Raw genomic sequence first — 17728 nt, 5'->3', positions numbered from 1 at the left:
CCGCGGTCTACCCGGATGCGTCGCGTTACGCGGCCCGCACCCAGATCGCCCCTTCCGCGTTTCGCCCTCAGACGGCCACCGTCTCCGATGCCGCTTGCGAACCGGCATGTCCGCCGACGAGGCAACGCTTGTTGTGCACGTGATATTCGAATTCGTCCCAGTAGTGCTTGAGCATGCCGCGCACCGGCATCGCCGCCGCATCGCCGAGCGCGCAGATGGTGCGGCCCATGATGTTGCCCGCCACCGAGTTCAGCAGGTCCAGGTCTTCCTGGCGGCCCTGACCGTGTTCGATGCGGTTCACGACGCGATACATCCAGCCCGTGCCTTCGCGGCACGGCGTGCACTGACCGCACGACTCTTCGAAATAGAAGTACGAAAGACGCAGCAGCGAGCGCACCATGCAACGCGTTTCGTCCATGACGATGACCGCGCCCGAGCCGAGCATCGAACCCGCCTTTGCGATCGAGTCGTAGTCGAGGTCGGTCTGCATCATCAGGTCGCCCGGAATCACCGGCGCCGACGATCCACCCGGAATCACCGCCTTGAGCTTCTTGCCGCCGCGCACGCCGCCGGCCAGCTCCATGAGCGTCGCGAACGGGGTGCCGAGCGGGATTTCGTAGTTGCCCGGACGCTCAACGTCACCAGCGATCGAGAAAATCTTCGTGCCGCCGTTGTTCGGCTTGCCGAGTTCCATGTACGCCTGCGGACCGACTTCCAGCAGGAACGGAACCGCGGCGAACGTCTCGGTGTTGTTGATCGTGGTGGGCTTGCCGTACACGCCGAAGCTCGCCGGGAACGGCGGCTTGAAGCGCGGCTGGCCCTTCTTGCCTTCGAGCGATTCGAGCAGTGCCGTTTCTTCGCCGCAGATGTAGGCGCCGTAACCGTGGTGCGCGTGCAGCTGGAACGAGAAATCGGTGCCGAGAATGTTGTCGCCGAGATAGCCCGCCTGGCGCGCTTCTTCAAGCGCAGCCTCGAAGCGGCGATAGACCTCGAAGATCTCGCCGTGGATGTAGTTGTATCCGACGGTGATGCCCATCGCGTAAGCGCCAATGGCCATGCCTTCGATCACCGAGTGCGGATTCCAGCGCAGAATGTCGCGGTCCTTGAATGTGCCCGGCTCGCCCTCATCTGAGTTGCAGACGAGATACTTTTGCCCCGGGAACTGGCGCGGCATGAAGCTCCACTTCAGGCCGGTCGGAAAACCCGCGCCACCGCGACCGCGCAGACCCGACGCCTTGACGTCGGCGATCACCTGCTCGGGCGGAATTTTTTCTTCGAGAATACGGCGCAGCTGCTTGTAACCGCCGCGCGCCACGTAGTCTTCGAGGTGCCAGTTGTCGCCGTTAAGGCCGGCGAGAATCAGCGGTTTGATGTGACGGTTGTGCAGAGAGGTCATTTCGAAAGTTCCTCGAGCAGCTGGTCGATCTTCTCGCGGCTCATGAAGCTGCACATACGATGGTTGTTCACGAGCAGCACCGGTGCATCGCCACACGCACCCATGCACTCACCCTCTTTCAGGGTGAACTTGCCATCGGGTGTGGTTTCGCCGAAGTCGATTCCGAGCTTCTGCTTCAGGTATGCGGCCGTGCTGTCGGAGCCGCCATCCGGACCGAGCTGGCACGGCAGGTTCGTGCAGAGCGTGATCTTGTGCTTGCCGACCGGCTTGGTCTCGAACATCGTGTAGAACGTGGCAACTTCCTGGACCGCGACGGGCGGCATGCCAAGGTAGTCGGCCACGAACTGCATGAGTTCGGGCGACAGCCAGCCATGCTCTTCTTGAGCGACGGCCAGTGCCGCCATCACGGCGGACTGTTTCTGATCGGCGGGGTACTTCGTCAACGCGCGATCGATTTCTTTCAGGCCTTCAGCTGAGATCATTTTCAGACACGACTCTTTCAATTCCTACCGAACGAAAACCTGTCGCGCATGCTGCGTTACCGCTTGCTGCGACAGACGTGGCGTTCCCGGCATGTTGCGCGGCACGCACCCGAGCCCCCGGGGCGCGCCAGATGTTGCCCGCTTAGCGGTCGATCTCGCCGAACACAATGTCCTGCGTACCGATGATCGTCACTGCGTCTGCAATCATGTGACCGCGCGCCATCTCATCGAGCGCGGCCAGGTGCGCATAGCCCGGTGCGCGAATCTTCAGGCGATACGGCTTGTTCGCACCATCCGACACGAGATAGATGCCGAACTCGCCCTTCGGATGCTCGACGGCGGCGTACGCCTCGCCCGCAGGCACGTGGAAGCCTTCGCTGAAGAGCTTGAAGTGGTGAATCAGCTCTTCCATGTTCGACTTCATGTTCACGCGCGACGGCGGAGCGATTTTGTGATTGTCGATCATCACGGGGCCGGGATTCTTGCGCAGCCACTCAATGCATTGTTTTGCAATGCGCGTGGACTGACGCATTTCCTCGACACGCACGAGATAGCGGTCGTAGCAGTCGCCGTTCACGCCGACCGGAATGTCGAAGTCCATCTGATCGTAGACTTCGTACGGCTGCTTCTTGCGCAGATCCCATTCGATTCCCGAACCGCGCAGCATCGCGCCGGACAGGCCGAGCTGCATCGCACGCTCGGGGCTCACCACGCCGATGCCAACGAGACGCTGCTTCCAGATGCGGTTGTCGGTGAGCAGCGTTTCATACTCGTCGACACAACCCGGGAAGCGCGTGAAGAAATCGTCGATGAAATCGAGCAGCGATCCCTGGCGTGCTTCGTTCATCTTCGCGAGCGCGCGCTCATTGTGGATCTTCGACGCCTTGTATTGCGGCATCGCGTCGGGCAGATCGCGATAGACGCCGCCCGGGCGATAGTAGGCCGCGTGCATGCGCGCGCCCGACACAGCCTCATAGACGTCCATCAAGTCTTCGCGCTCACGGAACGCGTAGAGGAACACCGCCATCGCGCCGACGTCGAGTGCGTGCGAGCCGATCCACATGAGGTGGTTCAGCACGCGCGTGATTTCGTCGAACAGCACGCGGATGTACTTCGCGCGCACCGGCACGTCGATGCCGAGCAGCTTTTCGATCGCGAGCACGTAACCGTGCTCGTTGACCATCATCGACACGTAGTCGAGACGGTCCATGTAGGGCACCGACTGAATGAAGGTCTTGCTTTCGGCGAGCTTTTCAGTCGCGCGGTGCAAAAGGCCGATGTGCGGATCGGCGCGCTGGATCACTTCACCATCGAGCTCGAGCACGAGGCGCAGCACGCCGTGCGCTGCCGGGTGCTGCGGGCCGAAGTTGAGCGTGTAGTTTTTGATCTCGGACATGCGACCCTCTTAGTGTTTCTTCAGACCACCGTACCGATCCTCGCGGATCACGCGCGGCGTGATTTCGCGCGGCTCGATCGTCACCGGCTGATAGACGACGCGCTTCTGCTCCGGGTCGTAACGCATTTCGACGTAACCCGAAACCGGGAAGTCCTTACGGAACGGATGGCCGATGAAGCCGTAGTCGGTGAGGATGCGGCGCAGGTCCGGATGACCTTCGAAGACGATGCCGTAGAGGTCGAACGCTTCGCGCTCGTACCAGTTCGTCGAATTCCAGATCTCGACGAGCGACGGCACGATAGGCACCGCGTCGTCGGGTGCGAACACGCGCAGACGCAGACGCCAGTTGTTCGCGATCGAGAGCAGGTGCGACACGGCCGCGAAGCGCGGGCCTTCCCACGCGCCGTCACCGTAGGTCTGATAGTCCAGACCACACAGGTCGATCAACTGTTCGAAGCGAAGCGTGGGATTGTCGCGCAGTTCCTTCGCGACGCCCAGATAATCGCTCGCCTTGACGACCAGCGTCAGCTCGCCGAGTGCCTCGGTGAGACTGACGACGCGCGCGCCAAGGGCTGCTTCGAGGTTCGCTTTCAGGGTCTCGAGTTTGCTTGCCATATTGTGGGGAGGCACGCGGCCTTTATTGACGGGCGATGGTGTTGGTGCGACGGATCTTCGCCTGCAGCTGGATCACCCCGTACACCAGGGCTTCCGCAGTGGGAGGGCAACCCGGCACGTAGACATCGACCGGCACGATGCGATCGCAACCGCGCACAACCGAATACGAATAGTGGTAATAGCCGCCGCCGTTGGCGCACGACCCCATCGAGATCACCCAGCGCGGCTCGGCCATCTGGTCGTAGACCTTGCGCAGCGCGGGCGCCATCTTGTTGCACAGCGTGCCGGCGACGATCATCACGTCGGACTGACGCGGACTCGGACGGAACACGACGCCGAAGCGGTCGAGGTCATAGCGGGCCGCGCCCGCGTGCATCATCTCAACCGCACAACATGCAAGCCCGAACGTCATCGGCCACAGCGAGCCGGTGCGCGTCCAGTTGATCAGTTTGTCAGCCGTGGTGGTGACAAACCCTTCCTTCAAGACCCCTTCGATACTCATTTGTTTTCCACTCCAGACGAATGGCCCGCAGTGTTCCCCGCGGCACCATCCATGCTATCCGGCGATTAACCCGTCATTCCCAGTCAAGACCACCTTTCTTCCAGATGTAGGCAAAGCCCAGCAGGAATTCGAGCAGAAATACCATCATCGCCAGAAAGCCGGGCCAGCCGATGTCACGCAGGGCCACGCCCCACGGAAACAGGAACGCGGTCTCAAGGTCGAAGATGATGAAGAGAATGGCGACCAGGTAGTAGCGCACGTCGAACTTCATGCGCGCGTCTTCGAACGCTTCGAAGCCGCACTCGTACGGCGAATTTTTTTCGCTGTCTGGTCGATTGGGACCGAGGATCTTGCCGATGGTGACCAGCGCTATGCCCAGACCGAGACCTACGACAATGAACAACAGGACGGGGTAATAGGCAGCGAGGTTCAAGGCTATCCTCTATCGGTTTGGTTCGGGGAGCCGCAGGGACGTATCACCCTGCGGGTATCACTACACATACTTCGCGCTGCGAACAACAAACTAACACGATCTAAAAGCAAAAATGCCAGCCGAAAGCTGAAGCAAGCGGCTGGCATTTTTTAGATAACATTGGTGCCGACGGCGAGACTCGAACTCGCACAGCTTTCGCCACTACCCCCTCAAGATAGCGTGTCTACCAATTTCACCACGTCGGCACTGCATGCAATCCGGGAGGACAATTTCGTTGAAACCCGCGAATCGCTTCAAGACTTAAATTCTAACCTGTTCTCGCGAATTGTTCAACGCACAAACCCAGGTTTTTTGAATTTTTTATTTCGGGACGTCATTGCCAGGATGCGTCGCCGCTGCGGCCGGTGATGCTGCTACCGGGGATGCTGCCACGGGCGATGCAGCCACCGGTGAAGCCGCCGCAGGAGCAACTGCAGGAGCCACTACCGGGGATGCCGCAACCGGAGCAGGAGCCGTAGCACCAAGCACGCCAGCCGAAGGCTTCGCATGATAAGACCCCAGGTAAGTTAATGCAAGGGTCGACACGAAAAACAGCGTCGCCAGCACCGCGGTCGTGCGCGACAGGAAGTTCGCGGAACCGCTCGCGCCGAACAGACTGCCCGAAGCACCACTACCGAAAGCAGCGCCCATGTCAGCGCCTTTGCCGTGCTGCAGCAGCACGAGGCCGATGACCCCAAGCGCCGACAGAAGCTGTACGACGATAACCAATGTTTTCAAAACCAGCATCACACTCACCTGACTCGTTGTTGAGCGCACGCCCTCTACGGCCCGCGCATACGTAACCTGCGCGGCCCCTGGCAAGGGCACGCGCGAAGCTCTCAGCCCGCGACGTCCGCGGCCGCCGCAGCGGCCGCGCAAATCGCGAGAAAATCCCCTTCCTTCAACGCCGCACCGCCAATCAAGCCGCCGTCGATATCGTTCTGGCGAAACAGTTCGGCCGCATTTTCCGGCTTCACACTGCCACCGTAGAGCAACGGCACGTCCGCGACCTGCGCCCCCTTGGCGGCAAGGCGCGCGCGCAAGAAGGCATGCACCTGCTGAGCCTGCTCCGACGTCGCGCTCTTTCCCGTGCCAATGGCCCAGACCGGCTCGTAGGCCACAACAATGCGCGCAGCCTCATCGGCCGACAGCACAACGAGCACCGCATTGAGCTGAGCACCGACCACACATTCAGTCGCACCGGATTCGCGCTCGTCGAGCGTCTCGCCCACGCAGACGATCGGTGTGAGACCCGCCGCCAGCGCGCGCTGCGTCTTTGCCGCCACGAGTTCCGGGCTTTCGCCGTGGTACGCGCGCCGCTCCGAGTGACCCACGATCGCGTACGTCGCCTCGAAGTCGGCGATCATGCCCGCCGCGACTTCGCCGGTGTATGCGCCCTGCTCATGCGCCGATACGTCCTGCGCACCCCACGCCACACGACTTCCGCCGAGCAGTGCCTGCGCCTGCGCGAAATACGGATACGGCACGCACACACCCACCCGCACGTCCTGCGGCAGCGCCTGCGCGCCGCGTGCGACGCCCTGCAGGAGCGCTACGTTCGGCGCGAGGCGCCCGTGCATTTTCCAGTTACCGACTACAAGCTTGGATCGTTGATTCGACATCGCCTTCAGTTAACTTCCGTTTAACTTCGGTTAATTCTCTTGCCGTTAAAAGCGGACGCAAAACACATCATTTTACTGTGCGAAATCCAGGCCGGTCAAACCAGCACCGCCGGATTTCCACGCGTCAACGGGCACAAAGCGGGGAAAAACGCGCAAAGGTCAAGCCACGCGAGGGACGAAAGGCGCTCAGGCCGTCTGCCCCCAATCGAGCACGATCTTGCCGATGTGCTCGCTGCTCTCCATGAGCGCATGCGCCTCTGCAGCCCGCGCAGCGGGAAACACGCGGAACACCACAGGTTTGATGCGACCCTCTTCGATAAGCGGCCACACGCGCTCCTTCAACTCCCGAGCAATGCGTGCCTTGAATTCCACGGGTCGCGCACGCAGCGTCGAACCCGTAATCGTCAGACGTCGGCGCAGGATCTCGTGCATGGCGATCTCCGCCTTGGATCCGCCAAGCGTCGCGATCAGCACGATACGGCCACCGTCCGCGAGTGCCGAAAGTTCACGCGGCACATAGCCGCCGCCGACCATGTCGAGAATCACGTCGACGCCCCGATCGTGCGTCAGCGCCTTTACGACCTCGACGAAATCCTCGGTGCGATAGTTGATCGCGCGTTCGGCGCCCAGTTCTTCGCAGGCGTGGCACTTGTCGTCAGAGCCTGCCGTCACGAACACGCGGAAGCCGAGCGCCTGCGCCATCTGGATCGCCGTCACGCCGATGCCGCTCGAACCGCCTTGCACGAGCAGTGTCTCGTTCGCACCGCCCTCGCCCGCGCCAAGTTGGCCGCGCTGGAACACGTTGGACCAGACCGTGAAAAACGTTTCGGGTAGCGAAGCAGCCTCGACATCGGAGAGCCCCTTCGGCACCGGCAGGCACTGACCGAGCGGCGCAACCGCGAATTCGGCATAGCCGCCGCCCGCGATCAGCGCACACACGCGGTCGCCGATCTTCAGGCCGAACGGATTGTTCTTCTCGTCGATCGTGCCGCCCACGATCTCGCCCGCCACTTCCAGCCCCGGCAGGTCGGAGATGCCCGGCGGCGGCGCATACGAACCCTTTCGCTGGAACACGTCCGGGCGGTTGACGCCTGACGCCGCTACCTTGATCAGCACTTCGCCAGCTTTCGGTTCGGGCGTCGGCCGCTCAGTCAGCTTCAGCACATCCGGCGCACCGAATTCGGTAATCTCGACTGCCTTCATCTCGCGTACTCCCTGGTCTGGATGGTGCTGCGCACGCGACGCATACGCAGGGCCATCAAGGCTTCCCATCATGAAAAAACGGCCGGCGAGCGCTACGCTGCCGACCGTTACAGGCTACCGCAATACTTACTGCTGCGGTTCGCCTTGCGGCGCACCGTCGCCGCCGCCGTTTGCAGCTGCTTCGTTCAGCAGTGCCTTCGCCGACAGGCGCACGCGGCCCTTCTCGTCCGTCTGGATGACCTTGACCTTAACGATCTGGCCTTCCTTCAGATAGTCGTTGATGTCCTTGATGCGCTCGTTGGCGATCTCGGAGATGTGCAACAGACCATCCTTGCCCGGCAGCAGGTTCACGATCGCGCCGAAATCCAGCAGCTTGAGGACTGCGCCCTCGTACACCTGGCCGACTTCGACTTCAGCCGTGATGTTCTCGATGCGCTTCTTCGCTTCGGCCATGCCTTCGCTCGACGTGCTCGCGATGGTCACGACGCCGTCGTCGGAGATGTCGATCGTCGTGCCGGTCTCTTCGGTCAGCGCGCGGATCACCGAACCACCCTTGCCGATCACGTCGCGGATCTTCTCCGGATTGATCTTGATGGTGATCATGCGCGGAGCATAAGCCGACAGCTCCGTGTTCACGCCCGAGACCGCCGAGGTCATCTTGCCGAGGATGTGCATGCGGCCTTCCTTCGCCTGTGCGAGCGCGACCTGCATGATTTCCTTCGTGATGCCCTGGATCTTGATGTCCATCTGCAGCGCAGTCACGCCTGCCGACGTACCGGCCACCTTGAAGTCCATGTCGCCGAGGTGATCTTCGTCGCCGAGAATATCGGTCAGGACGGCGAACTTGTTGCCTTCGAGGATCAGGCCCATCGCGATACCGGCGACGTGCGCCTTCATCGGCACGCCGGCGTCCATCAGCGCGAGGCAGCCACCGCACACCGACGCCATCGACGACGAACCGTTCGACTCGGTGATTTCCGACACGACGCGGATCGAGTAGCCGAACTCTTCGGCGCTCGGCAGGCATGCGACGAGCGCGCGCTTCGCGAGACGGCCGTGACCGACTTCACGACGCTTCGGCGAACCGACGCGGCCTGTTTCGCCGGTCGCGAACGGGGGCATGTTGTAGTGGAGCATGAAGCGGTCGCGGTACTCGCCTTCGAGCGCGTCGATGATCTGCTCATCGCCCTTCGTGCCGAGCGTCGCGACGACCAGCGCCTGCGTCTCGCCGCGCGTGAACAGCGCCGAGCCGTGGGTGCGCGGCAGAACGCCGGTGCGGATTTCGATCGGACGTACGGTGCGCGTGTCGCGGCCGTCGATACGCGGCTCGCCGTTCAGGATCTGCGAGCGGACGATCTTCGCTTCGAGGTCGAAAATGATGTTGCCGACCGTGGCCTTGTCGGCCGCGACCGTGCCGGCTGCAGCCGCTTCTTCTTCGAGCTTCGCCGAGGTCGTCGCGTAGACTTCCTTCAGCTTCGCCGAACGCTGCTGCTTGTCGCGCAGTTGGTACGCAGCGAGCAGGTCGGTGTTGGCGATGTCGGTAACGCGCGCGATCAGCGCTTCGTTCTTCGGCGCCGGCTGCCAGTCCCATTCGGGCTTGCCGCCGTCACGCACGAGTTCGTGGATCGCGTCGATGGCGGTTTGCATCTGTTCGTGACCGAAAACCACGGCGCCGAGCATCACGTCTTCCGGCAGTTGCTGGGCTTCCGATTCCACCATCAGCACCGCGCGTTCCGTACCGGCGACGACGAGGTCAAGGCTCGATTCCTTGATCTGTGCGCGCGTCGGGTTCAGCACGTACTCGTTGTTGATGTAGGCCACGCGAGCGGCACCGACCGGACCGTTGAACGGCAGGCCCGACACGGCGAGCGCTGCCGACGCGCCGATCAGCGCGGGGATGTCAGCCGGGATTTCCGGGTTGATCGACAGGACGTGAATGACGACCTGCACTTCGTTGTAGAAGCCTTCCGGGAACAGCGGACGCAACGGACGGTCGATCAGGCGCGAGATCAGCGTCTCGCCTTCCGACGGACGGCCTTCGCGGCGGAAGAAGCCGCCCGGGATCTTGCCGGCGGAATAGGTCTTTTCGAGGTAGTCGACGGTCAGCGGGAAGAAGTCCTGACCCGGCTTGGCAGTCTTCGCACCGACGACGGTGGCGAGCACGACGGTGTCTTCGACGTCGACGATAACGGCACCGCTTGCCTGACGGGCGATCTCACCCGTTTCGAGGCGCACATTGTGCTGGCCCCATTTGAATTCTTTCACGACTTTATTGAACATGGTCATGGTCAAGTCACTCCTTACTCATTGTTATGCGTTGCGCGCCTTTGGCGCGCGACACGGCATTGCTCGGACCGGCACCGCGCAGGAAGAGGAGTGTTATGCCATTCCAGCGAATCGCGCTTGAGATGCGCTGACGCGCGATCCGCTGGAATGACACAAAGCTCTGCCCCGCGGCTGGCCCTGCTGATACTGCGCTTGCTTACACGTACGACTGTTGCTGCATTGTGCCGCTTATGCGGCACGCCTCGTGCGAAGCGTACCGTTCAAAAACAAAATGCCTGCATCAGCGGAACTGACACAGGCATCTTGCTGGAAGACCTTCCGGTTACTTGCGCAGACCCAGCTTCTCGATCAGCGCGCGGTAACGATCAGCGTCCTTGCCCTTCAGGTAGTCGAGGAGCTTGCGACGGCGGCTCACCATACGCAGCAGACCGCGGCGGCTGTGGTGATCCTTCGCGTGCGACTTGAAGTGACCGGTCAGTTCGTTGATGCGCGACGTCAGGAGTGCAACCTGAACTTCGGGCGAACCCGTGTCGCCGGTGCCGCGCGCGAATTGCGCGACGATGTCGGACTTCTTGATATCTGCTACGGACATTTGCTTTTCCTTTAAAACTAACGGGCGGTCACGGAAGAAAGGCCGTGCCGTGGGTTACGACGAAGGGCGTATTGTAGCACAGAGCCGATTCGCCGCGAACCGGAGGGTGGTGGCGAGGATTCGGGCCGCGTGAGGGTCGGTTAAAGGCCGGATAACGGCCGGGGCGGCACCCAGATGAACGTCCTCGCGCGACCGGGCGGTCCGTCGTGGGTGAGCACCCTGCCCTGACAAGGCCGACTGCCGTCACGGTCGCTTCATGCGGCAGGCGGTAGCTGGCACGGTGCTTTGTGGCGACAGTTCCAGCACCGTTCGAAAGCCGTAGCCCGAGCCTTCGTTGTCGTGACGCACGCCGGGTGTACCCACCTTGTCCATCTGCATCACGTAAAGGGGCTGGATCACCTGATGATCGTCGGCGCGCATCCACATCGGGTGGAAGCCGTTGTCGAAGCGCATGCCCTCCAACGCCTTCGCCACTGCGGTGGGATCGGCGGAACCGGTGTTGGTCATCGCCTGCGCGAGCATTTCTACGAGCATTTCCATGCGCAGCACCGGATAGTCGTCCTGCGGCGCACGATAGCGTGCGCGAAAGGCGGCGTACCACGCATCGGAGGCCACGCCGCCTGCGTTCGGATGCCATTCCGCGATGGCAATCACACGTCTCACGCCCGCATCGCCGAGCGCTGCCGGCGCACCGAGGCTATTGCCATAGAACGTATAGAACTTCGTATCGAGCCCCTGCTCACGCGCAGACTTCACGAGCAGCGAGAGGTCGCTGCCCCAGTTGCCGGTAATCACGGCATCGGCACCGGACGCGCGAATCTTCGCGATATAGGGTGCGAAGTCCTTCACCCGGCCGACCGGATGAAACTCGTCGCCGACCACGGCGATATCGGGGCGGCGGCTCGCCAGCGCCGCCCGCGCAAGCGTGCTCACGTCATGGCCGAAGCTGTAATCCTGATTCAGCAGGTACACCTTCTTGACCGACCGATCCGCACCGATCACATCCGCGAGTGCGTCCATACGCATGCCAGCGTGGGCGTCAAAGCGGAAGTGCCAAAAACTGCAGTTCGTGCCGGTGAGTGCGGGGTCGTCGGCAGAATAGTTGAGGAACACCTCGCGGCTATCGGGCTCGCGTGCGTTCTGGCGTTCGATCGCAGTCACGAGCGCCGCCGCCACCGCCGAACTATTACCCTGCAGGATGAAACCGATATGGCGGTCCGCGGCGGCGCGCAGCTGCATCAGTGCCGCCTCCGTGCTGCCTTTACTGTCGAACACGACGAGTTCGAGCGTATGTCGCCCATCGCGCAGCGTTACGCCGCCACGTGCGTTGACACGCTCGACGCCGAGACGCAGGTTGCGCTCCACCGCCGCGCCCGCGTCGGCGAACGGACCCGACATGCCCTCGATCAGCGCGAGCTGAATCGGGGCGCCCGCCGGCGTGCCGGCCTGCGCTTGCGCTTGCGCTTGCGCTTGCGCTTGCGCTTGCGCTTGCGCAACGTGAACCCACGCGCCTGAAGCAGCGACCGCTGCCCCGAGCGCGAGCGAACGCAGCACGGCTGCCACCGCGCGAGTAATTCTTGCCTTCATGCCTTGTTCCTTTTGTTCCCAATGACGCCCGAAGCGCGGATCATAGGACGGCTGACGCTGCGACCGCAAGCCCGCCCGGGGCCGTGGTCCCAAGCCGCACTTCGCATGTCAAAATACCGGTCCGACAATAATGGCGTCATCGGGACAGAGCCATCGGGAGACTCCATGCTCAACCGTCTTACTACTGCAATCGCATCCCGCCTGCCGCGCGGTGCGCGCCGCGCGCTGGTGACGGGCCTCGGCGCCCTCGCGCTCGCCGGCTGCGCGCAGCCGTGGACACAATTCCACGCAGGCGACGATGGAGAGGCCGTCATCGCGCGCTTCGGCCAGCCGCGCGAGGTCTATGATCTGCCCGACGGCGGCAAGCGCCTGATGTGGCCGACCCAGCCAATGGGCGAAACTACCGTCGCCGCCGACATAGACGCGCACGGCAAAGTCGTCAACGTGCGCCAGGTGCTGGACACGAACGAGTTCTATCGCGCCGAGATCGGCAAATGGACGCGCGCCGACGTGCTCGTGAACTTCGGCCGTCCAATGGAAACCTCGTATTTCCCGCTGATGCAGCGCGAGGTGTGGACCTATCGCTATATGGACGTCGGCGTCTGGTACATGCTCTACAGCTTCTACTTCGACAACGACGGCATCCTGCGTCTCACGCAGAAGACGCCTGATCCGCTGCACGATCCGGATCGCCGACACATGTTCTGATCCTTGCCGCGCGAATCCGTAAAACGCGCTGTACGCCGCGCGTCATCCGCCCCAAAAGACAAAACCCCCGCACGTTGCAGACGCGGGGGTTTTGCTTTGTACGGTCCGCCGGTTACGAACGCTGCGGATTGAGCTTGTCGCTATCGGCCGAGTACAGCTTGTTCAGCGCCGAGATATACGCCTTCGCCGACGCGGCGACAATGTCCGGATCAGTGCCGACGCCGTTCACGATACGTCCCGCCTTCGACAGACGCACCGTCACTTCGCCCTGTGCCTGCGTGCCGGTGGTGATTGCGTTCACCGAGTAGAGCAGCAGTTCCGAGCCGCTGCCCACTTCGGTTTCGATGGCGTTGAGCGTCGCATCGACCGGGCCGTTGCCCGCGGCTTCGCCGGTCACTTCCTTACCGTCGGCCGAGAACACGATGCGTGCGTGCGGACGTTCACCCGTCTCCGAGTGCTGCGACAGCGAGATGAACTTGTAGTGCTCCCTCTCCTGCGCTTCTGCCGATTCCTCGGTGACGATCGCAATGATGTCCTCGTCGAAAATCTCGGCCTTGCGGTCGGCGAGTTCCTTGAAGCGCGCGAACGCCTGGTTCAGCTCGGCTTCGCTGTCGAGCGCGATGCCCAGTTCCTGCAGGCGCTGCTTGAACGCGTTGCGGCCCGAGAGCTTGCCGAGCACGATCTTGTTCGCGCTCCAGCCCACATCTTCCGCGCGCATGATTTCGTAGGTATCGCGCGCCTTGAGGACGCCGTCCTGGTGGATGCCCGACGCGTGCGCAAAGGCGTTGGCGCCCACCACGGCCTTGTTCGGCTGCACGACGAAACCGGTGATCTGCGAAACGAGCTTCGAGGCCGGCACGATCTGCGTGGTGTCGATGCCGAGGTCGAGGCCGAAGTAGTCCTTGCGGGTCTTCACGGCCATCACGATTTCTTCGAGCGACGTGTTGCCCGCACGCTCGCCGAGACCGTTGATCGTGCACTCGACCTGACGCGCGCCGCCGATCCGCACGCCGGCCAGCGAGTTCGCGACCGCCATGCCGAGGTCGTTATGGCAGTGCACCGAGAATACGGCCTTGTCCGAGTTCGGGATGCGCTCGCGCAACGTCTTCACGAGGTTGCCGTACAGCTCGGGCACACCGTAGCCGACCGTATCGGCGATGTTGATCGTGGTCGCGCCTTCATTGATGACGGCTTCGAGCACTCGGCACAGGAAGTCGAAATCGGAGCGGCTGCCGTCTTCCGGCGAGAATTCGACGTCGTTCGTGAACTTGCGCGCGAAGCGCACCGCCAGCTTCGCCTGCTCGAGCACCTGCTCGGGCGACATGCGCAACTTCTTCTCCATGTGCAGTGGAGAGGTGGCGATGAACGTGTGAATGCGGAAGTGATCGGCGGGCTTGAGGGCGTCAGCGGCGCGCTGGATGTCCTTGTCGTTCGCGCGGGCGAGCGAGCAGATCGTGCTGTCCTTGATCATGCCGGCGATCGTGTGGATCGCGTCGAAGTCGCCGTTCGAGCTGGCTGCGAAGCCCGCTTCGATCACGTCGACCTTCATGCGCTCCAGTTGCTTCGCGATGCGGATCTTCTCTTCCTTCGTCATCGACGCACCGGGCGACTGCTCGCCGTCACGCAACGTCGTATCGAAGATGATGAGCTTGTCTGCTGCCATTTCGGATCTCCAAGGGGGCTTGTTCAGTGTCTAAGAACGGAATTCGGGTGTTCGCGCCACCGTTGGCGACGCTGACAATGAACGAAGCAGACGGAGGGCGAGCGGGATCAGCGCGGCAGGCGCGCTAGTGCTAGCGCGCGTAGCGGCGCACCGGCTAGAAGGGAAAGGAGGGGGAACGTGGTCGTTTCCATGTCGCCGACTATAGCCGGATTCTGGTGATAGCGCAATCGGCGCGACCGTGAAGCGGCCGGCGCCCTCACCGTCTCAGCGCGAAGGACAAACGAAGCGGCAGACAAAAAGAATGGGGCCGCATGCAAGCGGCCCCCGGGAAACGTGGCGCGTAGCGGCGCCGAGGCGCGTCGGCGCGCCGAAAACTTGCCGCTACCGCTCGCGCGGCAACGAACGCGCGGGATTGCCACGGCCGCGCGCCGCTTGCCAGGCCCAGAAAACGTAGCCGGACAGGCCGTAGAGGACGAACAGACCAAACAGCATGAGCGGCGGATCGGACGAAACGAGCACAAACGCCACCACGACGAGCAGAGTCGCCGCAAACGGCACGCGATGGCGCACGTCGAGCGCCTTGCCGCTGTAGAACGGCGCATTCGACACCATCGTCACGCCCGCGTAGATCGTCAGCACGAACGCTATCCACGGCAACCACGCGAGCTTGACGGGCACGCGGTTATCGGTGGCGAGCCAGACGAAGCCCGCGATCAGCGCCGCCGCCGCCGGGCTAGGCAAGCCCTGGAAGAAGCGCTTGTCGACCACGCCGATGTTCGTATTGAAACGCGCAAGCCGCAGCGCCGCGCCCGAGCAGTAGACGAACGCCGCGAGCCAGCCCCAGCGCCCCAGGTCCTTGAGTATCCACTCGTACATCACGAGCGCGGGCGCGACACCGAACGACACCATGTCCGAGAGGCTGTCGAATTGCTCGCCGAACGCGCTCTGGGAATGCGTCATCCGCGCGACGCGCCCGTCCATGCCGTCGAGCACCATCGCGACGAAAATCGCGATCGCCGCAACCTCGAAGCGCACATTCATCGCCTGCACGACGGCGAAAAAGCCACAGAACAGCGCGGCGGTCGTGAATGCGTTGGGCAGCAGATAGATGCCGCGCTTTCTGAGGAACTGCTGGCGCGCTGCGCGGCGGTTCGCGACGGCGCCCACTGGCTCCGCCACCGACTTGTTACGTCGAAACGGCCGCGGCAGCGGGCCGCCGGCCGCATTGCGGGGACGACGCGGTTTGAATCCGGCCATCGCAATCCTCCTTAGGCCGATTGCGTTTGCAGTTCGGCGAGGATCGTCGACGAGGCGGACACCTTCTCGCCGATCGACACGCGCGGACGGCTGCCCAGCGGCAGGTACACGTCGACGCGCGAACCAAAGCGGATGAAGCCGTAGCGCTGGCCGCGCGTGAGCGGCTCGCCCGAGCGCACATAGCAGAGAATGCGACGCGCGATCAGGCCGGCGATCTGCACCGAAGTCACGGTCGTGCCATCGGCCATGGTGATGACGACGGCGTTGCGCTCGTTCTCGGTGGACGCTTTGTCGATCGCGGCGTTCAGATACGCGCCAGGAAAATACTCAACCTTGGCGACGGCACCATCGACAGGCGAGCGCTGCGAGTGGACGTTGAACACGTTCATGAACACGCTGATCTTGAGCGCTTCGCGGTTTGCATACGGATCGTGTGCGGTCTCGACGGCGACGATGCGGCCGTCGGCGGGGCACAGTACGGCATTGGCCTCTTGCGGAATCGGCCGCGCCGGATCGCGGAAGAACTGGACGACGAAGATGAGAATCAGCCAGAACGGCCACGCGAGGGCCAACCCTGCGATTGCATGGATCACAAGCGCCACGACGACCGCAATGGCGATGAACGGCCAGCCTTCGCGGGCAATGATCGGATGAGGGTAATTCATGGTGGCGTCGATGTTATTTTTGAAAACCGTAGGATAGCAAAAGCCGCCCAGGGTTCATCTCCCTTGGGCGGCTTTTGATGGAACCGCATGCGGCGCGGCGGCCTTCGTGAGTACCAGCCGCGTGCGCAGTCAAAGCATCGCCGTCAGCTTAGTTCTTCGACTGGTCGACGAGCTTGTTCTTCGCGATCCACGGCATCATCGCGCGCAGCTTCGCACCGACCTGCTCGATCTGGTGCTCGGAGTTCAGGCGGCGGCGCGATTGCAGCGTCGGTGCGCCAGCCTTGTTCTCGAGGATGAAGCTCTTCGCGTATTCGCCGGTCTGGATGTCCTTCAGGACGTCCTTCATCACCTTCTTCGTTTCGGCGGTGATGACGCGCGGGCCCGTCACGTACTCGCCATACTCGGCGTTGTTCGAGATCGAGTAGTTCATGTTCGCGATGCCGCCTTCGTAGATCAGGTCGACGATCAGCTTCAGTTCGTGCAGGCACTCGAAGTACGCCATTTCCGGCGCGTAGCCAGCTTCAACGAGCGTCTCGAAGCCGGCCTTGATCAGGTCGACCGTACCGCCGCACAGAACAGCCTGCTCGCCGAACAGGTCGGTTTCGGTCTCTTCGCGGAAGTTTGTTTCGATGATGCCGGCACGGCCGCCGCCGTTCGCTGCTGCGTACGACAGCGCGATGTCACGCGCCGCGCCCGACTTGTCCTGATGGACGGCGATCAGGTGGGGCACGCCGCCGCCTTGCGAGTAGGTACCGCGAACCGTGTGGCCCGGTGCCTTCGGCGCAATCATGATGACGTCCAGATCGGCGCGCGGGATCACCTGGCCGTAGTGGACGTTGAAGCCGTGCGCGAATGCGAGCGCAGCGCCGTTCTTGATGTTCGCGTGGACTTCCTTCGCGTACACGTCTGCGATCTGCTCGTCCGGCAGCAGCATCATCACGACGTCGGCGTTCTTGACCGCTTCGGCCACTTCCTTGACCGTGAGGCCGGCGTTCTCAGCCTTGCTCCACGATGCGCCGTTCTTGCGCAGACCGACGGTGACGTTCACGCCGCTGTCCTTCAGGTTCAGCGCATGAGCGTGGCCTTGCGAGCCGTAACCGATGATGGTGACCTGCTTGCCTTTGATAAGGGAGAGGTCGGCGTCCTTGTCGTAAAAAACTTTCATGTCTGTTCCCTGGCGAGATACTAAAAATTGAGAGATTCGGTACTACTGTTCGTTTGCTGCACGAGGCGCTTCATTTGCGCCGCGCCCCGGCAGGCTTGCGGTATTCAATCGCCGATC

General features: G+C 62.7%; 17 protein-coding genes and 1 tRNA gene. 1 reads left to right on the top strand and 17 read right to left on the bottom strand.

What is annotated here, in order from left to right; genetic code table 11:
* Nucleotides 1-67: 67 nt before the first annotated feature.
* From nuoF to D1Y85_RS06210, 13 genes are all read right to left on the bottom strand, one after another.
* Nucleotides 68-1396, bottom strand: coding sequence for an NADH-quinone oxidoreductase subunit NuoF (nuoF, locus tag D1Y85_RS06270; RefSeq protein WP_124150163.1), 1329 nt, complete (start codon nucleotides 1394-1396; stop codon nucleotides 68-70).
* On the bottom strand, nucleotides 1393-1878 hold the full coding sequence (gene nuoE, locus D1Y85_RS06265; protein ID WP_124150162.1) for an NADH-quinone oxidoreductase subunit NuoE: 486 nt from the start codon (nucleotides 1876-1878) through the stop codon (nucleotides 1393-1395). The genes nuoF and nuoE overlap by 4 nt, the downstream gene beginning before the upstream one ends.
* A gap of 142 nt (nucleotides 1879-2020) precedes the next feature.
* Nucleotides 2021-3274 (bottom strand): NADH-quinone oxidoreductase subunit D, encoded by a 1254-nt coding sequence (locus tag D1Y85_RS06260; RefSeq protein ID WP_124150161.1) that lies wholly within the window; start codon nucleotides 3272-3274, stop codon nucleotides 2021-2023.
* A 9-nt stretch (nucleotides 3275-3283) separates the two neighbouring features.
* The gene (locus D1Y85_RS06255; protein ID WP_124150160.1) at nucleotides 3284-3889 is read right to left on the bottom strand and encodes an NADH-quinone oxidoreductase subunit C; all 606 of its coding nucleotides are present in this window, start codon (nucleotides 3887-3889) and stop codon (nucleotides 3284-3286) included.
* Nucleotides 3890-3911: 22 nt separating this feature from the next.
* Nucleotides 3912-4391 carry a NuoB/complex I 20 kDa subunit family protein gene (locus D1Y85_RS06250; protein WP_006052903.1) on the bottom strand — a complete coding sequence of 160 codons (480 nt, stop codon included), beginning with the start codon at nucleotides 4389-4391 and terminating at the stop codon, nucleotides 3912-3914.
* Nucleotides 4392-4464: 73 nt separating this feature from the next.
* Nucleotides 4465-4824, bottom strand: coding sequence for an NADH-quinone oxidoreductase subunit A (locus D1Y85_RS06245; RefSeq protein ID WP_124150159.1), 360 nt, complete (start codon nucleotides 4822-4824; stop codon nucleotides 4465-4467).
* A 160-nt stretch (nucleotides 4825-4984) separates the two neighbouring features.
* A tRNA-Leu gene (locus D1Y85_RS06240) sits at nucleotides 4985-5069 on the bottom strand.
* A gap of 115 nt (nucleotides 5070-5184) precedes the next feature.
* Nucleotides 5185-5610 (bottom strand): preprotein translocase subunit SecG, encoded by a 426-nt coding sequence (secG, locus tag D1Y85_RS06235; protein ID WP_124150158.1) that lies wholly within the window; start codon nucleotides 5608-5610, stop codon nucleotides 5185-5187.
* 92 nt (nucleotides 5611-5702) lie between these two features.
* A complete protein-coding gene (gene tpiA, locus D1Y85_RS06230) occupies nucleotides 5703-6485 on the bottom strand; it encodes a triose-phosphate isomerase (RefSeq protein ID WP_124150157.1) in 783 nt (260 codons plus the stop codon).
* Between the two features lie 186 nt (nucleotides 6486-6671).
* Entirely contained in the window at nucleotides 6672-7688 is a 1017-nt protein-coding gene (locus tag D1Y85_RS06225) for an NAD(P)H-quinone oxidoreductase (protein ID WP_124150156.1), read from the bottom strand.
* Nucleotides 7689-7814: 126 nt separating this feature from the next.
* Nucleotides 7815-9974, bottom strand: a complete 2160-nt coding sequence (pnp, locus tag D1Y85_RS06220) for a polyribonucleotide nucleotidyltransferase (protein ID WP_124150155.1) — start codon at nucleotides 9972-9974, stop codon at nucleotides 7815-7817.
* Between the two features lie 322 nt (nucleotides 9975-10296).
* The gene (rpsO, locus tag D1Y85_RS06215) at nucleotides 10297-10566 is read right to left on the bottom strand and encodes a 30S ribosomal protein S15 (protein WP_027795476.1); all 270 of its coding nucleotides are present in this window, start codon (nucleotides 10564-10566) and stop codon (nucleotides 10297-10299) included.
* 243 nt (nucleotides 10567-10809) lie between these two features.
* Nucleotides 10810-12153 carry a branched-chain amino acid ABC transporter substrate-binding protein gene (locus D1Y85_RS06210; RefSeq protein ID WP_124150154.1) on the bottom strand — a complete coding sequence of 448 codons (1344 nt, stop codon included), beginning with the start codon at nucleotides 12151-12153 and terminating at the stop codon, nucleotides 10810-10812.
* Between the two features lie 165 nt (nucleotides 12154-12318).
* Here D1Y85_RS06210 and D1Y85_RS06205 point away from each other — a divergent pair, with 165 nt between their 5' ends.
* Nucleotides 12319-12861: a hypothetical protein gene (locus tag D1Y85_RS06205; RefSeq protein ID WP_246024798.1), complete on the top strand. Its 543-nt coding sequence runs from the start codon at nucleotides 12319-12321 to the stop codon at nucleotides 12859-12861.
* 112 nt (nucleotides 12862-12973) lie between these two features.
* On the opposite strand, the gene D1Y85_RS06200 is transcribed toward D1Y85_RS06205, so the two are convergent.
* The 4 genes from D1Y85_RS06200 to ilvC form a co-directional block, all read right to left on the bottom strand.
* Nucleotides 12974-14524, bottom strand: a complete 1551-nt coding sequence (locus D1Y85_RS06200) for a 2-isopropylmalate synthase (protein ID WP_124150153.1) — start codon at nucleotides 14522-14524, stop codon at nucleotides 12974-12976.
* A 381-nt stretch (nucleotides 14525-14905) separates the two neighbouring features.
* Nucleotides 14906-15781, bottom strand: coding sequence for a CDP-diacylglycerol--serine O-phosphatidyltransferase (gene pssA / locus D1Y85_RS06195; protein ID WP_124150152.1), 876 nt, complete (start codon nucleotides 15779-15781; stop codon nucleotides 14906-14908).
* Nucleotides 15782-15792: 11 nt separating this feature from the next.
* Complete coding sequence (locus D1Y85_RS06190) at nucleotides 15793-16446, bottom strand: phosphatidylserine decarboxylase (RefSeq protein ID WP_124150151.1); 654 nt, start codon at nucleotides 16444-16446, stop codon at nucleotides 15793-15795.
* A gap of 148 nt (nucleotides 16447-16594) precedes the next feature.
* Nucleotides 16595-17611 carry a ketol-acid reductoisomerase gene (gene ilvC, locus D1Y85_RS06185; protein WP_124150150.1) on the bottom strand — a complete coding sequence of 339 codons (1017 nt, stop codon included), beginning with the start codon at nucleotides 17609-17611 and terminating at the stop codon, nucleotides 16595-16597.
* Nucleotides 17612-17728: the final 117 nt, after the last annotated feature.

Origin of the sequence: Paraburkholderia dinghuensis, assembly GCF_003837865.1 — a bacterium.
In the GTDB taxonomy this organism is placed as follows: domain Bacteria; phylum Pseudomonadota; class Gammaproteobacteria; order Burkholderiales; family Burkholderiaceae; genus Paraburkholderia; species Paraburkholderia dinghuensis.
Note: the sequence above shows the minus strand (reverse complement) of the source record. Positions and strands in the feature narration are given on the sequence as shown.

Excerpts from the sequence above, each read along its gene's own strand:
- nuoF (WP_124150163.1), bottom strand. The coding sequence starts at position 1,396 with ATGACCTCTCTGCACAACCGTCACATCAAACCGCTGATTCTCGCCGGC.
- nuoE (WP_124150162.1), bottom strand. The coding sequence starts at position 1,878 with ATGATCTCAGCTGAAGGCCTGAAAGAAATCGATCGCGCGTTGACGAAG.
- D1Y85_RS06260 (WP_124150161.1), bottom strand. The coding sequence starts at position 3,274 with ATGTCCGAGATCAAAAACTACACGCTCAACTTCGGCCCGCAGCACCCG.
- D1Y85_RS06255 (WP_124150160.1), bottom strand. The coding sequence starts at position 3,889 with ATGGCAAGCAAACTCGAGACCCTGAAAGCGAACCTCGAAGCAGCCCTT.
- D1Y85_RS06250 (WP_006052903.1), bottom strand. The coding sequence starts at position 4,391 with ATGAGTATCGAAGGGGTCTTGAAGGAAGGGTTTGTCACCACCACGGCT.
- secG (WP_124150158.1), bottom strand. The coding sequence starts at position 5,610 with ATGCTGGTTTTGAAAACATTGGTTATCGTCGTACAGCTTCTGTCGGCG.
- tpiA (WP_124150157.1), bottom strand. The coding sequence starts at position 6,485 with ATGTCGAATCAACGATCCAAGCTTGTAGTCGGTAACTGGAAAATGCAC.
- D1Y85_RS06225 (WP_124150156.1), bottom strand. The coding sequence starts at position 7,688 with ATGAAGGCAGTCGAGATTACCGAATTCGGTGCGCCGGATGTGCTGAAG.
- pnp (WP_124150155.1), bottom strand. The coding sequence starts at position 9,974 with ATGACCATGTTCAATAAAGTCGTGAAAGAATTCAAATGGGGCCAGCAC.
- rpsO (WP_027795476.1), bottom strand. The coding sequence starts at position 10,566 with ATGTCCGTAGCAGATATCAAGAAGTCCGACATCGTCGCGCAATTCGCG.
- D1Y85_RS06210 (WP_124150154.1), bottom strand. The coding sequence starts at position 12,153 with ATGAAGGCAAGAATTACTCGCGCGGTGGCAGCCGTGCTGCGTTCGCTC.
- D1Y85_RS06205 (WP_246024798.1), top strand. The coding sequence starts at position 12,319 with ATGCTCAACCGTCTTACTACTGCAATCGCATCCCGCCTGCCGCGCGGT.
- D1Y85_RS06200 (WP_124150153.1), bottom strand. The coding sequence starts at position 14,524 with ATGGCAGCAGACAAGCTCATCATCTTCGATACGACGTTGCGTGACGGC.
- pssA (WP_124150152.1), bottom strand. The coding sequence starts at position 15,781 with ATGGCCGGATTCAAACCGCGTCGTCCCCGCAATGCGGCCGGCGGCCCG.
- D1Y85_RS06190 (WP_124150151.1), bottom strand. The coding sequence starts at position 16,446 with ATGAATTACCCTCATCCGATCATTGCCCGCGAAGGCTGGCCGTTCATC.
- ilvC (WP_124150150.1), bottom strand. The coding sequence starts at position 17,611 with ATGAAAGTTTTTTACGACAAGGACGCCGACCTCTCCCTTATCAAAGGC.